Source organism: Nocardioides sp. J54 (assembly GCF_000519005.1).
Classification (GTDB): domain Bacteria; phylum Actinomycetota; class Actinomycetes; order Propionibacteriales; family Nocardioidaceae; genus Nocardioides.
In genome coordinates this window covers 1-14,901 of the sequence record NZ_JAER01000061.1, presented here as the reverse complement: position 1 = coordinate 14,901, position 14,901 = coordinate 1, and the positions used below count along the sequence as shown (strand labels likewise).

The 14,901-nt window shown below is 70.6% G+C and carries 14 protein-coding genes; all 14 read left to right on the top strand.

What is annotated here, in order from left to right; translation table 11 throughout:
• Nucleotides 1-168, top strand: a 168-nt coding sequence (gene ndhC, locus NOCJ54_RS27635; protein WP_036519331.1) for an NADH-quinone oxidoreductase subunit A, incomplete at its 5' end; no start/stop codon positions are given.
• A gap of 18 nt (nt 169-186) precedes the next feature.
• Nucleotides 187-744 carry a NuoB/complex I 20 kDa subunit family protein gene (locus tag NOCJ54_RS0121995; protein WP_028657199.1) on the top strand — a complete coding sequence of 186 codons (558 nt, stop codon included), beginning with the start codon at nt 187-189 and terminating at the stop codon, nt 742-744.
• Nucleotides 741-1,538, top strand: a complete 798-nt coding sequence (locus NOCJ54_RS0121990) for an NADH-quinone oxidoreductase subunit C (protein ID WP_198020307.1) — start codon at nt 741-743, stop codon at nt 1,536-1,538. The genes NOCJ54_RS0121995 and NOCJ54_RS0121990 overlap by 4 nt, the downstream gene beginning before the upstream one ends.
• On the top strand, nt 1,538-2,872 hold the full coding sequence (locus NOCJ54_RS0121985) for an NADH-quinone oxidoreductase subunit D (RefSeq protein WP_028657197.1): 1,335 nt from the start codon (nt 1,538-1,540) through the stop codon (nt 2,870-2,872). Before NOCJ54_RS0121990 ends, NOCJ54_RS0121985 begins: the two co-directional genes overlap by 1 nt.
• Nucleotides 2,872-3,576, top strand: a complete 705-nt coding sequence (gene nuoE, locus NOCJ54_RS27630; protein WP_051486272.1) for an NADH-quinone oxidoreductase subunit NuoE — start codon at nt 2,872-2,874, stop codon at nt 3,574-3,576. The genes NOCJ54_RS0121985 and nuoE overlap by 1 nt, the downstream gene beginning before the upstream one ends.
• Entirely contained in the window at nt 3,573-4,880 is a 1,308-nt protein-coding gene (nuoF, locus tag NOCJ54_RS0121975; RefSeq protein ID WP_028657196.1) for an NADH-quinone oxidoreductase subunit NuoF, read from the top strand. Before nuoE ends, nuoF begins: the two co-directional genes overlap by 4 nt.
• Before the next feature lie 96 nt (nt 4,881-4,976).
• Nucleotides 4,977-7,463 carry an NADH-quinone oxidoreductase subunit G gene (locus NOCJ54_RS0121970; RefSeq protein WP_028657195.1) on the top strand — a complete coding sequence of 829 codons (2,487 nt, stop codon included), beginning with the start codon at nt 4,977-4,979 and terminating at the stop codon, nt 7,461-7,463.
• Nucleotides 7,460-8,767: an NADH-quinone oxidoreductase subunit NuoH gene (gene nuoH, locus NOCJ54_RS27625; RefSeq protein WP_051486271.1), complete on the top strand. Its 1,308-nt coding sequence runs from the start codon at nt 7,460-7,462 to the stop codon at nt 8,765-8,767. Before NOCJ54_RS0121970 ends, nuoH begins: the two co-directional genes overlap by 4 nt.
• A complete protein-coding gene (gene nuoI, locus NOCJ54_RS27620; RefSeq protein ID WP_051486270.1) occupies nt 8,760-9,356 on the top strand; it encodes an NADH-quinone oxidoreductase subunit NuoI in 597 nt (198 codons plus the stop codon). The genes nuoH and nuoI overlap by 8 nt, the downstream gene beginning before the upstream one ends.
• Nucleotides 9,353-10,174, top strand: a complete 822-nt coding sequence (locus NOCJ54_RS0121955) for an NADH-quinone oxidoreductase subunit J (RefSeq protein ID WP_028657194.1) — start codon at nt 9,353-9,355, stop codon at nt 10,172-10,174. The genes nuoI and NOCJ54_RS0121955 overlap by 4 nt, the downstream gene beginning before the upstream one ends.
• On the top strand, nt 10,171-10,464 hold the full coding sequence (gene nuoK, locus NOCJ54_RS0121950; protein ID WP_028657193.1) for an NADH-quinone oxidoreductase subunit NuoK: 294 nt from the start codon (nt 10,171-10,173) through the stop codon (nt 10,462-10,464). Before NOCJ54_RS0121955 ends, nuoK begins: the two co-directional genes overlap by 4 nt.
• Before the next feature lie 13 nt (nt 10,465-10,477).
• Nucleotides 10,478-12,433 carry an NADH-quinone oxidoreductase subunit L gene (gene nuoL / locus NOCJ54_RS0121945; RefSeq protein WP_084255609.1) on the top strand — a complete coding sequence of 652 codons (1,956 nt, stop codon included), beginning with the start codon at nt 10,478-10,480 and terminating at the stop codon, nt 12,431-12,433.
• A gap of 160 nt (nt 12,434-12,593) precedes the next feature.
• Nucleotides 12,594-14,162: an NADH-quinone oxidoreductase subunit M gene (locus NOCJ54_RS0121940; RefSeq protein ID WP_028657191.1), complete on the top strand. Its 1,569-nt coding sequence runs from the start codon at nt 12,594-12,596 to the stop codon at nt 14,160-14,162.
• A partial coding sequence (locus NOCJ54_RS0121935) for a proton-conducting transporter transmembrane domain-containing protein (protein ID WP_036519316.1) occupies nt 14,162-14,901 on the top strand: 740 nt, incomplete at its 3' end. The genes NOCJ54_RS0121940 and NOCJ54_RS0121935, both read left to right, overlap by 1 nt.

Genomic DNA, 14,901 nt, shown 5'->3' with positions numbered 1-14,901 from the left:
GCGATGCTCTTCATCGTCTTCGACATCGAGATCATCTTCCTCTACCCGTGGGCCATGCAGCTGGACAACATGGCGTGGTTCGGGCTGGTCGAGATGGTCCTCTTCATCGCCACCGTGTTCGTCGCCTACGCCTACGTCTGGCGTCGTGGCGGCCTCGACTGGGACTGACCCGGAGGTACGACGGACATGGGTGTCGAGGAGAAGCTCCCCAGCGGGGTGCTGCTGAGCACGGTCGAGGGCCTGGCCGGCTACATGCGCAAGGCCAGCTTCTGGCCCGCGACCTTCGGCCTGGCCTGCTGTGCCATCGAGATGATGACGAGCGGTGGCCCGAAGTACGACCTGGCCCGNTTCGGCATGGAGGTCTTCCGCGCCAGCCCCCGGCAGGCCGACCTGATGATCGTCGCCGGCCGGGTGAGCCAGAAGATGGCCCCGGTCCTGCGGCAGATCTACGACCAGATGGCAGCGCCCAAGTGGGTCCTCGCCATGGGCGTGTGCGCCAGCAGCGGCGGCATGTTCAACAACTACGCGATCGTCCAGGGGGTCGACCACGTCGTCCCCGTCGACATGTACCTCCCGGGCTGCCCACCGCGTCCGGAGATGCTCATCGACGCGATCCTGAAGCTGCACGACAAGGTCCAGCACGACACCCCCTTCGGCAAGAACCGCGAGGCGCAGATCCGCGAGCTCGAGGCCGAGGGCCTGGCCGCGCTGCCCACCAGTGAGATGAGGGGGCTGCTGCGGTGACCGACGACAAGCCCACCGAGAAGCCCACCGAGAAGCCCGCCGAGAAGCCCACCGACAGGCCCGGGGACCGGCCCGCCGACGAGGCCGCCGACAAGGCCGTGGAGCAGCCGGCCACCGACCAGTCGCCCGAGAACGCCCCGGAGGCGCTGGGCGAGCCGGCCGTCGAGCTGCGCGCCGTCGGCGAGCGGCACGGGATGTTCGGCGTGCGGGGCACCGGCGACACCAGCGGGTACGGCGGCCTGGTCGCCCCTGTCGTGATGCCGGGCCTGGCGCAGCGTCCCTACGGCGGCTGGTTCGACACCGTCGCCGACGCCCTCGGCGGGCTGGTCGAGGGCGTCGTGATCCACCGCGGCGAGATCACCTTCCACGTGCACCGCGACAACCTCCCGGCCGCGGCCCGGATGCTGCGCGACGACCCGGAGCTGCGCTTCGAGTTCCTCTCCGGGGTCAGCGGCGTGCACTACCCGGGCGATGCCGGGCGGGAGCTGCACGCGGTCTACCACCTGGCGTCGTACACCTGGAACCGGCGGATCCGCGTCGAGGTGTCCGTCCCGGACGCCGACCCGCACGTCCCGTCCCTGGTCGCGACCTACCCGGCGGCCGACTGGCACGAGCGGGAGACCTGGGACATGTTCGGGATCGTCTTCGACGGCCACCCCGCCCTGACCCGGATCCTGATGCCCGACGACTGGCCCGGGCACCCCCAGCGCAAGGACTACCCGCTCGGCGGCATCCCCGTGGAGTACAAGGGCGCGTCCGTCCCGCCGCCCGACCAGCGGAGGAGCTACAACTGATGAGCACCGACTACTACGCCGACCCGTCGGAGACCACCGAGGGCAAGGTCTTCACCGTCACCGGCCAGGACTGGGGCGAGATCGGCGCCGGCCTCGAGGGCGACGCCGCCGAGCGGGTCGTGGTCAACATGGGCCCGCAGCACCCCTCCACCCACGGCGTGCTGCGGCTGATCCTCGAGATCGAGGGCGAGACGGTCACCGAGGCGCGCTGCGGCATCGGCTACCTGCACACCGGCATCGAGAAGAACATGGAGTACCGCTCCTGGACGCAGGGCGTCACGTTCTGCACCCGGATGGACTACCTCTCGCCGTTCTTCAACGAGATGACCTACGTGCTCGGCGTCGAGCGCCTGCTCGACATCGAGGACGACATCCCCGAGAAGGCCCAGATCATGCGGGTCCTGCTCATGGAGCTCAACCGGATCTCCTCGCACCTGGTGTGCATCGCCACCGGCGGCATGGAGATCGGCGCGCTCACCGTGATGACCATCGGGTTCCGTGAGCGCGAGCTGGTCCTGGACCTCTTCGAGCTGATCACCGGCCTGCGCATGAACCACGCGTTCATCCGCCCCGGCGGGGTGGCCCAGGACCTGCCGCCCGGCGCGCTCGACGAGATCCGCTCCTTCGTCGCGCTGATGAAGAAGCGCCTGCCCGAGTACGCCGCGCTCTGCAACGCCAACCCGATCTTCAAGGCCCGCCTCGAGGGGGTCGGTCACCTGGACCTCGAGGGCTGCATGGCGCTCGGCCTCACCGGCCCGGTCCTGCGCAGCACCGGCTACGGCTTCGACCTGCGCAAGGCGCAGCCCTACTGCGGCTACGAGACCTACGACTTCGACGTACAGACCTGGGACACCGCCGACTCCTACGGCCGCTTCCGCATCCGGCTCAACGAGATGTGGGAGTCGCTGAAGATCATCGAGCAGGCCGCCGACCGGCTCGCGCGGCTCGAGGGCGCACCGGTGATGGTGGCCGACAAGAAGGTCGCCTGGCCCAGCCAGCTGTCCATCGGCAGCGACGGCATGGGCAACAGCCTCGACCACATCCGGCACATCATGGGCGAGTCGATGGAGGCGCTGATCCACCACTTCAAGCTGGTGACCGAGGGCTTCCGGGTGCCCGCCGGCCAGGCCTACGTGCCGGTCGAGTCACCGCGCGGCGAGCTCGGTGCCCATGTCGTCTCCGACGGCGGCACGCGGCCCTTCCGGGCCCACTTCCGCGATCCCTCGTTCAACAACCTCCAGGCGATGGGCCTGATGAGCGAAGGCGGCCAGATCGCCGACGTCATCGTCGCCATCGCGAGCATCGACCCCGTGATGGGAGGCGTGGACCGCTGATGGCCACGAACCAGCTGGACGACACCACCCTGGCCGAGCTGCGCGAGATCGCGGCCCGCTACCCCGAGGCCCGCTCCGGGCTGCTGCCGATGCTGCACCTCGTGCAGTCGGCGCAGGGCCGGATCACCCCCGAGGGGATCGAGGCCTGCGCCGCCATCCTCGACATCAGCCCGGCCGAGGTCAGCGGCGTCGCGACCTTCTACACGATGTACAAGCGCCACGGCGTCGGCGACTACCACGTCGGCGTGTGCACCAACACGCTGTGCGCGGTGATGGGCGGCGACGAGATCTTCGCCCGGCTCAAGGAGCACCTCGAGATCGGCAACGACGAGGTCGCCGTCCAGCGGCAGGGCGACTCGAGGACGGTCAGCCTCGAGCACATCGAGTGCAACGCGGCCTGCGACTACGCCCCGGTCGTGATGGTCAACTGGGAGTTCATGGACAACCAGACGCCGGAGTCCGCGGTCCAGATGGTCGAGGCGCTGCGCGCCGGCCACGAGGTCAGCTCCACCCGCGGCCCGCGGCTGTGCACCTGGCGGGAGGCCGAGCGGGTGCTCGCCGGCTTCCCCGACGGCCGGGTCGACGAGGGGCCGACCGCCGGCGAGGCGAGCCTCGCCGGTCTGCGGATCGCGCGCGAGCGCGGCTGGACGGCCCCCGATCCGGCGCAGACGCCCGCCGTCGAGGCCAAGGAGAGCGAGGCATGAGCACGCTGACCCCGGTCCTCAGCGACACCTGGGACGCCGAGCAGGGCTGGAAGCTCTCGACCTACGCCGCCCGCGGTGGGTACGACGCCCTCGACGCCGCCTTCGCGATGAGCCCGGACGACGTGATCACCGCCGTCAAGGACAGCGGGCTGCGTGGCCGCGGCGGCGCCGGCTTCCCCACCGGAATGAAGTGGTCCTTCATCCCGCAGGACAACCCGAAGCCGAAGTACCTCGTCGTCAACGCCGACGAGTCCGAGCCGGGCACCTGCAAGGACATCCCGCTGATGATGGGCAACCCCCACGTCCTGGTCGAGGGCGTGATCATCAGCTCCTACGCCATCCGCGCCAACAAGGCCTTCATCTACATCCGCGGCGAGGTCGTCCACGTGATCCGCCGCGTGCAGGCCGCGGTCGCGGAGGCGTACGCCGCCGGGCACCTCGGCAAGGACATCCACGGCTCGGGCTACGACCTCGACGTCGTCGTCCACGCCGGTGCGGGCGCCTACATCTGCGGCGAGGAGACGGCCCTGCTCGAGGGTCTCGAGGGCCGGCGCGGCCAGCCCCGCCTGCGACCGCCGTTCCCCGCCGTGGCCGGGCTCTACGCCAGCCCGACGGTGATCAACAACGTCGAGTCCATCGCCTCGGTGCCCGCCATCGTGAAGAACGGCGCGGCCTGGTTCGCCTCGATGGGCACCGAGAAGTCCAAGGGCCACGGCATCTTCTCCCTGTCCGGCCACGTGGCCCGGCCGGGCCAGTACGAAGCACCCCTCGGTATCACCCTGCGCGAGCTGCTCGACCTCGCCGGCGGGGGCCGTGCGGGCCACCAGCTGAAGTTCTGGACCCCGGGCGGCTCGAGCACCCCGCTCCTGACCGCCGAGCACCTCGACGTCCCGCTGGACTTCGAGGGCGTCGGCGCGGTCGGCTCCATGCTCGGCACGCGAGCCCTCCAGATCTTCGACGAGACCGTGTGCGTCGTACGCGCCGTGCTGCGGTGGACGGAGTTCTACAAGCACGAGTCCTGCGGCAAGTGCACCCCCTGCCGTGAGGGCACCTGGTGGCTGGTGCAGGCGCTGACCAGGCTCGAGCACGGCCAGGGCAGCGAGGCCGACCTCGACCAGCTGCTCGACCAGTGCGACAACATCCTGGGCCGCTCCTTCTGCGCCCTCGGCGACGGTGCGACCAGCCCGATCTCCAGCTCGATCGCCCACTTCCGCGACGAGTACCTCGCCCACCTCACCCACGGCGGGTGCCCCTTCGACCCCGCGCGGTCCACCGCCTGGGCAGGACGGGAGGTCACGGCATGAATCACCTCCGCACGACCGAGAGGGGACCGCGATGAATCACCCCACTCGATTCTGCTCCCCCGCTGCGCTCCTCCGCACAATCGAGAGGGGACCCCGATGAGCGCCCCCGAGATCGAGAAGTCCGACCTCGTCACCGTCACCATCGACGGCGTCCAGGTCAGCGTCCCCAAGGACACCCTGGTGATCCGGGCCGCCGAGCAGATCGGCGTGCAGGTGCCGCGCTTCTGCGACCACCCGCTGCTCGCGCCGGTCGGCGCCTGCCGCCAGTGCCTCGTCGACGTCCCCGACGCGGGCAACGGCCGCGGCTTCCCCAAGCCGCAGGCCTCCTGCACGCTCCCGGTCGCCGACGGCATGGTGGTCAGCACGCAGGTCACCAGCCCGGTCGCCGACAAGGCACAGCAGGGCGTGATGGAGCTGCTGCTCATCAACCACCCGCTCGACTGCCCCGTGTGCGACAAGGGCGGCGAGTGCCCCCTGCAGAACCAGGCGATGTCCAACGGGCGCGGGGAGTCGCGCTTCTCCGACGACCGCAACCGCGGCGTGAAGCGGACCTTCCCCAAGCCGATCAACCTGTCCCCGACGGTGCTCCTCGACCGCGAGCGCTGCATCGTGTGCCAGCGCTGCACCCGCTTCGCCGACGAGATCGCCGGCGACCCGTTCATCGCGCTGATCGAGCGCGGCGCCCAGCAGCAGATCGGCATCGCCGAGGACGCGCCCTTCCTGTCGTACTTCTCCGGCAACGTCATCCAGATCTGCCCGGTCGGCGCGCTCACCTCCGAGCAGTACCGCTTCCGCTCGCGGCCCTTCGACCTGGTCTCGACCCCTGGTGTCGCCGAGCACGACGCCTGCGGCTCCGCGATCCGCGTCGACCACCGCCGCGGCAAGGTGCTGCGCCGCCAGGCCGGTGACGACCCGGCGGTCAACGAGGAGTGGATCACTGACAAGGACCGCTTCGCCTTCGCCTACGCGCAGGCCGACGACCGGCTGACCTACCCCCAGGTCCGCGACGAGGACGGGACGCTGCGACCCGCGTCGTGGCCCGAGGCGTTCGCCGTCGCCGCCCGCGGCCTGGCCGCGGCCCGCGACGCCGGCGGAGTCGGCGTCCTCACCGGCGGCCGGGTCACCGTCGAGGACGCCTACGCCTACGCCAAGTTCGCGCGCGCCACCCTCGGCACCAACGACATCGACTTCCGCGCGCGGCCGCTGTCCGGCGAGGAGGCCGACTTCCTGGCCGCCCATGTCGTGCTGACCGGCCCGGACCTCGGCGCCGTCACGTACGACGACCTGGAGTCCGCCGCGAAGGTCGTCCTGGTCGGGCTCGAGCCGGAGGACGAGGCGGGCGCGATCTTCCTGCGGCTGCGCAAGTCCGTGCTGGCCGGCGGCACCGAGGTGGTCGCCGTGGCGCCGTACACCACGCGCGGGCTGGAGAAGCTGTCCGCCCGTCTGGTCCCGACCCTGCCCGGCGACGAGGCGGCCGCGCTGACCGCGCTCGGCTCCGAGCTCGACGCGGCCACCGTCGTACTCGCCGGCGAGCGGCTCGCCACCGTGCCCGGCGCCCTGACCGCCGCGGCGGCCGTGGCGGCCACCACCGGCGCCCGGCTCGCGTGGGTGCCTCGCCGCGCCGGCGACCGCGGCGCCCTCGAGGCCGGCTGCCTGCCCACCCTGCTGCCCGGCGGCCGCCCGGTCGCCGACGCCACCGCGCGCGTCGACCTCGCCACGGCGTGGGGGGTCGGGTCGCTCCCCGAGGCTCCCGGCCGCGACGCGGACGCGATCCTCGCCGCCCTGGCTGCGGGCGAGCTCGGCGGCCTGGTCGTCGGCGGCGTCGACCCCGACGACACCGCGGACCCCGCCGTCACCCGCGCCGCTCTCGGCGCGGCGGCCTTCGTCGTCGCCTTCGACCTGCGTCGCACTGAGGTCACCGACTCCGCCGACGTCGTCTTCCCGGTCGCCCCGACGAGCGACAAGTCCGGGACCTTCGTCAACTGGGAGGGCCGGGTCCGTCCGTGGGAGGCGGCGCTGCGCAACCCCGCCTCGCTGCCCGAGCTGCGAGCCCTGTCCGGCATCGCGGCCGAGCTGGCCGCGCTCGGCGTGGGCGCGCCGCTGGGCTTCCGCACCGTCGAGGAGGCGCGCGCGGAGATGGAGCAGATCGGTCCCTGGGACGGGCCGCGGGCCACGACAACCGACAACTCGGTCACGACAACCGACAACTCGGCCACGACAACCGACAACTCGGCCACGACAACCGACAACTCGGCCACGACAACCGACAACTCGGCGCTCCGGCTGGCGACCTGGAAGCAGCTGCTGGACAACGGGTCGATGCAGGACGGCGACAAGTACCTCAAGGCCACCGCGCGGACGCCGGTCGCCCTGGTCAGTGCCGCGCTGTACGACGCCTACGGCCCCACGGTCACCCTCACCGGCGACCGGGGCTCGGTCACGCTGCCGGCCGAGATCGCCGACGACCTGGTCGACGGGGCGGTGTGGGTGCCGGCGAACTCCGTCGGCAACGGCGTGCTCGCCGACCTGGCCTCGCCGGGCTCGACGGTCACCATCAGCGGCGCGGAAGGGGTGCACGGGTGAACACCGCACTGGACGCGTTCGGCAGCGATCCCTGGTGGATCGTCGGGATCAAGACCCTGCTGGTCTTCGTGATCCTGGTCCTGCTGACGCTCTTCAACATCTGGTGGGAGCGCCGGGTCGTCGCCCGCATGCAGCACCGGATCGGGCCCAATGTGCACGGTCCTGCCGGTCTCCTGCAGTCGCTGGCCGACGGCGTGAAGCTGGCCTTCAAGGAGGACCTGATCCCGAAGGCCGCCGACAAGGTGGTCTTCGTGCTCGCGCCGGTCATCGTGGTGGTGCCGGCCTTCGTGACCTTCAGCGTGATCCCGTTCGGCCCGGAGACGACCCTGTTCGGGGAGCGCACCCCGCTGCAGCTGACGGACATGCCGGTGGCGGTGCTCTTCGTGATGGCGATCGCCTCGATCGGCATCTACGGCATCGTGCTCGGCGGCTGGTCCAGCGGCTCGACGTACTCCCTGCTCGGGGGCCTGCGCTCCAGCGCGCAGATGATCTCCTACGAGGTCGCGATGGGCCTGGCCCTGGTCGCGGTGTTCATGTACGCCGGGTCGATGTCGACCAGCGAGATCGTGGCCGCCCAGGACGACCTGTGGTTCGGGCTGATCCTGCTGCCGTCGTTCATCATCTACACCATCGCCATGGTGGGGGAGACCAACCGGGCGCCCTTCGACCTGCCGGAGGCCGAGGGCGAGCTCGTCGGCGGCTTCCACACCGAGTACTCCAGCCTGAAGTTCGCGCTCTTCTTCCTCGCCGAGTACATCAACATGGCCACCGTCTCCGCGCTCGCCACCACCCTCTTCCTAGGCGGCTGGCACCCCCCCTTCTGGATCGACGAGGTCTGGGCGGGCGCCAACGAGGGCTACTGGCCGGTGCTGTGGTTCTTCGGCAAGGTGTTCTTCTTCATCTTCATCTTCATCTGGCTGCGCGGCTCGCTGCCGCGGCTGCGCTACGACCAGTTCATGGCGTTCGGGTGGAAGCGGCTCATCCCGATCTCGCTCGTGTGGATCATCGCGGTCGCCACGATGCGCGTGGCCCGCAACGAGGGCGTCTTCGAGGACGGCTTCAGCGGCAACCCGCAGTTCTGGATGATCCTGATCGGGGTGGTCCTCGTGGTGCTGCTGCTGACCTTCCTCATCCCCGAGAAGCAGCCGGAGGTGCCCGCGGTGGTCCACGCCCCGCGCACCGGCGGCTTCCCGGTCCCGCCGATGCCGAGCGGGGGAGCGGTCCGCGGCGCAGCGGCCCCGCTGGCCTTCCGCACCGATCATGCGAACGTCCCCACGACCGATGCAGGGGTGAACAATGGCTGACGAGAAGGGCCCGACGCTCAAGGAGCAGCTCTGGGACCCGGTGGCCGGATTCGGCGTGACCTTCCGGACCATGTTCCGCAAGGTCGTCACCGAGCAGTACCCCAAGGAGAAGCTGCCCACCGCTCCGCGCTTCCACGGCCGCCACCAGCTCAACCGCTGGCCCGACGGCCTGGAGAAGTGCGTCGGCTGCGAGCTGTGCGCGTGGGCCTGCCCGGCTGACGCGATCTACGTCGAGGGCGCGCAGAACGACGACACCGTCGGCGCCGACGGGCAGTCCGGCCGCTACTCCGCCGGCGAGCGCTACGGGCGCGTCTACCAGATCAACTACCTGCGCTGCATCCTGTGCGGGCTGTGCATCGAGGCCTGCCCCACGCGCGCGTTGACGATGACCAACGAGTACGAGCTGGCCGACGACAGCCGCGCCAGCCTGATCTACGAGAAGTCCGACCTGCTCGCCCCGCTGCTGCCGGGCATGACCGCGCCGCCGCACGCCCAGCTGCTCGGCAGCGACGAGGACTACTACCGCGGCGACTTCGCCCAGCCGGTCCCGGTGCCGAGCGTCCCGGCGGCCGAGGAGGGCGCGCAGTGACCGCGTTCTGGGTGCTGGCGCCGATCATGGTGCTGGCCGCGCTCGGGATCCTCTTCGTGCGCAAGGCGGTTCACGCCGCCCTGCTGCTGGCGGTGGTGATGATCAGCCTCGCGGTGCTGTACGCCGTGCTGGAGGCCCCCTTCCTCTTCGCGGTCCAGATCATCGTCTACACCGGCGCGATCTTGATGCTGTTCCTGTTCGTGCTGATGCTGGTCGGGGTCGACGCCTCCGACTCGGTCGTGGAGACGATCAGGGGACAGCGCGCCCTGGCCTGGCTCACCGGGCTCGCGTTCGCCGTCGTGATCGTCGTCGGCCTCACCCAGCTGACCTTCGGCGCCGCGGTCGGCCTCGACGGCAGGGGCGGGGCCAACGAGGGCGGCAACGTGCAGGCCCTCGCCAACCTGCTGTTCTCCCGCTACGTGTTCATCTTCGAGGCCACCAGCGCGCTGCTGATCACCGCGGCCGTCGGTGCGATGGTGCTCGCCCACCGCGAGCGGCTCACCCCGCGTCGCACGCAGGCGAGCATGGCGGCCGACCGGGTGCGTGCGTACGCCGAGTCCGGCGCCCACCTCGGGCCGCTGCCCGCTCCCGGCGTCTACGCCCGGCACAACGCGGTCGACACCCCGGCGCTGCTGCCCGACGGAAGCCCGGCGCCCGCCTCGGTCTCGCGGGTGCTCGCCGCGCGCGGCACGATGCGGCCCGCGGGCCTCACCGACATCGAGGAGATCAAGGCGCAGCTCGGCGTCGACCCGGCGGGCACCCCGGAGACCAGCGGCAAGGCCGCCGCCATCGCCTCGACGGAGGAGGAGCAGTCATGACGGAGTATGTCGTCCTCTCGGCCATCCTGTTCACGATCGGCTCGATCGGGGTCCTCACCCGCCGCAACGCGATCGTGGTCTTCATGTGCGTCGAGCTGATGCTCAACGCCTGCAACCTCGCGTTCGTCGCCTTCGCCCACCAGCACGGCAACCTCGACGGCCAGGTGGCCGCGTTCTTCGTGATGGTGGTGGCCGCGGCCGAGGTCGTGGTCGGCCTCGCGATCATCATGACCATCTTCCGGACCCGTCGCTCGGCCTCGGTCGACGACGCGAGCCTGCTGAAGTTCTAAGGACGGCCGCTTGATGAACGCCCTCTCCGCGCTCACGCTCGCCGCGAGCGAGTCCGAGACGCACGTCCCCGTGGTCGCCCCGGCCGAGGCCGACGGCGTGTTCAGCCTGCTGTGGCTGATCATCGCCCTGCCCCTGCTCGGCGCGGCCGTGCTGCTGCTGGTCGGCAACCGCCGCAGCCAGGCCTGGGGCCACTGGCTCGGCCTGGCCACGATCACCGGCTCCTTCCTGCTCAGCCTGGTCTCCTTCCTCACCCTGCTGGGACGTGACGAGGGCGACCGGCAGGTCGCGCGGCACCTGTGGACCTGGATCGAGGCCGGACGTCTCGACGTGGGGCTCGACCTGCTCTACGACCCGCTCTCCGCCCTCTTCCTGCTGCTGATCACCGGCGTCGGCGCGCTGATCCACCTCTACTCGGTGGGCTACATGGCCCACGACGTCCGGCGCTCGCGCTTCTTCGCCTACCTGAACCTGTTCGTCGCGGCGATGCTGATGCTGATCCTGTCGGAGAACTACGTCGGGCTCTTCCTCGGCTGGGAGGGCGTCGGCCTCGCCTCCTACCTCCTCATCGGGTTCTGGCAGCACAAGCCGTCCGCGGCCGCGGCGGCCAAGAAGGCCTTCGTCATCAACCGGGTCGGCGACATGGGCATGGCGATGGCGATCTTCCTGCTCTTCGTCACCTTCGGCACGACCAGCTTCAGCGGCATCAGCGCCCTCAGCTCCGGTGCGTCGGAGACGACGCTCAACTGGATCGGCGTCCTGCTCCTCGTGGGCGCCTGCGGCAAGTCCGCCCAGGTGCCGCTGCAGGCCTGGCTGCTCGACGCGATGGAGGGCCCGACCCCGGTCTCCGCCCTCATCCACGCCGCGACCATGGTCACCGCGGGCGTCTACCTCGTCACCCGCTCCAACTTCATCTTCGAGCTCGCCCCGACCGCCCAGACCGCGGTGGTCATCGTGGCCACGGTGACGCTGCTGTGGGGTGCGATCATCGGGTGCGCCAAGGACGACATCAAGAAGGGCCTGGCCGGCTCCACGATGAGCCAGATCGGCTACATGATGCTCGGCGCCGGGCTCGGCGTCGCCGGCTACGCCTTCGCGATCTTCCACCTGCTCACCCACGGCTTCTTCAAGGCCAACATGTTCCTCGGGGCCGGCTCGGTCATGCACGCGATGGACGACGACGTCGACATGCGTCACTACGGCGCCCTCAACAAGGCGCTGCCGATCACCTTCGCGACCTTCGCGATGGGCTTCCTCGCGATCATCGGGTTCCCGCCGTTCTCCGGCTTCTGGTCGAAGGACAAGATCATCGAGACGGCGCTGGTCGAGAACCCCGTCGTCGGCGTCTGCGCCCTGCTGGGCGCGGGCATCACCGGCTTCTACATGACCCGGATGATGTTGATGACCTGGTTCACCAACAAGCGGTGGGCCACCGACGCGCATCCGCACGAGAGCCCGGCGGTGATGACCATCCCGCTCATCGTGCTGGCCGCGCTGTCCGCCCTGGGCGGCCTGATGCTCGCCGGCAACTGGATCGTCGACTGGCTGAGCCCGGTCGTCGGCCACGCCGAGCACGAGGAGCCGCCGATCCCGGTCATCCTCGTCACGCTCATCACCATCGCGGTGGTCGCCGCCGGCGTCGCGCTCGCCTGGTTGCTCGTCGGCAAGCAGCAGGTGCCCCGGGTGGCGCCCGCCGACGTGTCCTTCGCGACGAAGGCCGCCCGTGCCGACCTGTACGGCGACGCGATCAACGACACCCTCGTGGTCAACCCCGGCAAGGCCGCGACCCGCGGCTCCGTCGGCATCGACCGGACCCTCGTCGACGGGCTGTTCACCGGCGGCGCGACCGTGGTCGCCGGCACCGGCGAGCTGCTCCGGCGACTGCAGAACGGCTACGTCCGCTCCTACGCGCTCGGCATCCTCGGTGGCGCCGTGCTCCTCGTCCTGACCCTGGTGGCGGTGAATCAGTGACCCTCCTCGACGACGCTCACAACCTGAACGCGGCCATGGCACGCACCTCGCGGCGTTGGCGACGCTCGGAAGACGACCCGGTATGCCATCGCGCCGCCGCCTTGCGATGCACGCACCCTGACCGCGTTCCGGTCACGATCGCCATCGAGGAGACTCACTGATGCTCTCGTTCCTCGTGTGGCTCCCGGTGGTCGGAGCGCTCGTCGTCGCCTTCGCGCCGCGCTCGCTGAGCAAGACGCTGGGCCTCGGCGTCGCGCTAGCGACCCTGGTCGTCGCCGTGGTCGCGGCCGCGCAGTACGACGCCGACGGCGGCCGCCAGCTCGAGGAGGAGGTCGAGTGGATCGGGGCCTTCGGCGTCCACTACGCCCTCGGCCTCGACGGCCTCGGCCTGCTGATGGTGCTGCTGACCGTCCTCCTCGTGCCGCTCGTCCTCGCCGCCGAGTGGTTCAAGATGGACGGGTTTCGAGGCTCGCAAGCTCGCACCTCAACCACCGAGTCTCCGGGAGGTGGCGCCCGCGCGTTCGTGGCCTGGGCGCTCGCGCTCGAGGGACTCTCGCTCGCGGTCTTCTGCGCCACCGACGTCTTCCTCTTCTACGTCGTCTTCGAGGCGACCCTGATCCCGGCGTACTTCCTCGTCGGCAGCTTCGGCCGCGAGGGGCGCGGTGGCGCTGCGCTGAAGTTCCTGATGTTCCAGCTGGCCGGCGGCCTGATCCTGCTGGCGTCCGTGATCGGGCTCTACGTCGTCTCCTCGCAGGCCGGCGAGCCGTCGTACCTCCTCTCGGACCTGGAGCGGCTCGACATCGGCACGGAGACCGGCCGGTGGCTGTTCTTCGGCTTCTTCATCGCGTTCGCGATCAAGGTGCCACTCTTCCCGGTGCACACCTGGCTGGCGGACACCACCGAGGAGGCGACGCCCGGCACCGGCGTGCTGCTGGTGTGCATCCTCGACAAGATCGGCACCTTCGGGATGCTGCGGTTCTGCCTGGGGATCTTCCCCGAGGCCTCGCAGTGGGCGACGCCGCTGGTGATCACGCTGGCGCTGATCTCCGTCGTCTACGGCGCGCTGCTCGCCATCGGCCAGGACGACGTCTTCCGCCTCATCGGCCTGACCTCGCTGAGCCACTTCGGGCTGATCACGCTGGGCATCTTCACGATGAGCACGCAGGGCGGCACCGGCTCGATCCTCTACATGGTCAACCACGGCCTCGGCACGGCGGCGCTNTTCCTCGTCGCCGGCTACCTCTACGACCGCCGCGGCACCTCGCTGATCAGCGAGATGGGCGGCGTCGAGAAGGTCGCGCCGGTGCTGGCCGGGCTCTTCCTGGTCGCCGGCCTCGCCACCCTCGGCTTGCCGGGCCTCTCGCCGTTCGTCAGCGAGTTCATGGTGCTGCTGGCGGCCTTCGGCTACGCCTGGTACGTCGGCGCGATCGCGATCACCGCCGTGGTGCTGGCCGCGATCTACGTGCTGTGGATGTACCAGCGCACCATGACCGGCCCGACCCCGGTCGAGGCCGAGGACACCAAGGACCTCGGCCTGCGCGAGATCGCGGCCGTCGCGCCCCTGGTGGCCGCGCTGGTGTTCTTCGGGTTCTACCCGGCGCCGCTCACCGACGCCAGCAACCCGATGGTGACCGACCTGCTCGAGCACGTGGGCGTGGAGGACGAGGCGCCCACGGTCGACCCGGCCGACGTCGAGCAAGCCCAGCCCGAGACGGAGGGGGCCCACTGATGCCGTTCGTGAAGCCCGAGCTCGAGTACGTCGAGCTCCTCCCGCTGCTGATCGTCCTCGGTGGCGCCTGCCTGGGCGTGCTCGTCGAGGCCGCCCTTCCGCGCGGTGCCCGCCGCCTGCCGCAGGTCGCGCTCGCCCTGGTCGCCCTCGTCGGTGCGCTGGTGGCGACCGTCCTGGTCGGCCTCGACCTCGATGACGTGAGCGGCGTCGCCGGCGCCGAGGGCAAGGGCCTCGTCGGCGCCATGGGCAGCATCGTCGTCGACGGTCCCACCGTCTACCTGTGGGGCCTGCTGCTCGTCTTCGCCATCGGTGGGGTCGCNCTNTTCGCCGAGCGCCGCCTCGAGGGTGGCGTGTCCGNGTTCACCGGGCAGGCCGCGGCGCTGCCCGGCACCGACACCGAGCGCGACGCCTCNACCCGCGGGCTCGAGCACACCGAGGTCTACCCGCTGCTGCTCTTCGCGGTCGNCGGCATGCTGCTGTTCCCCGCNGCAGGGGACCTGCTGACGTCGTTCGTCGCCCTCGAGGTGCTCTCGCTGCCGCTCTACCTGCTCTGCGGCCTGGCCCGCCGGCGCCGCCTGCTGAGCCAGGAGGCGGCCATGAAGTACTTCCTGCTCGGCGCCTTCGCCTCCGGCTTCTTCCTGTACGGCGCCGCGCTGGTCTACGGCTACGCCGGCACGGTGTCCTTCGCCGGCATCAACGAGGCGGTGCGCGCAGGCGGGGCCAACCACGGCCTGCTGCT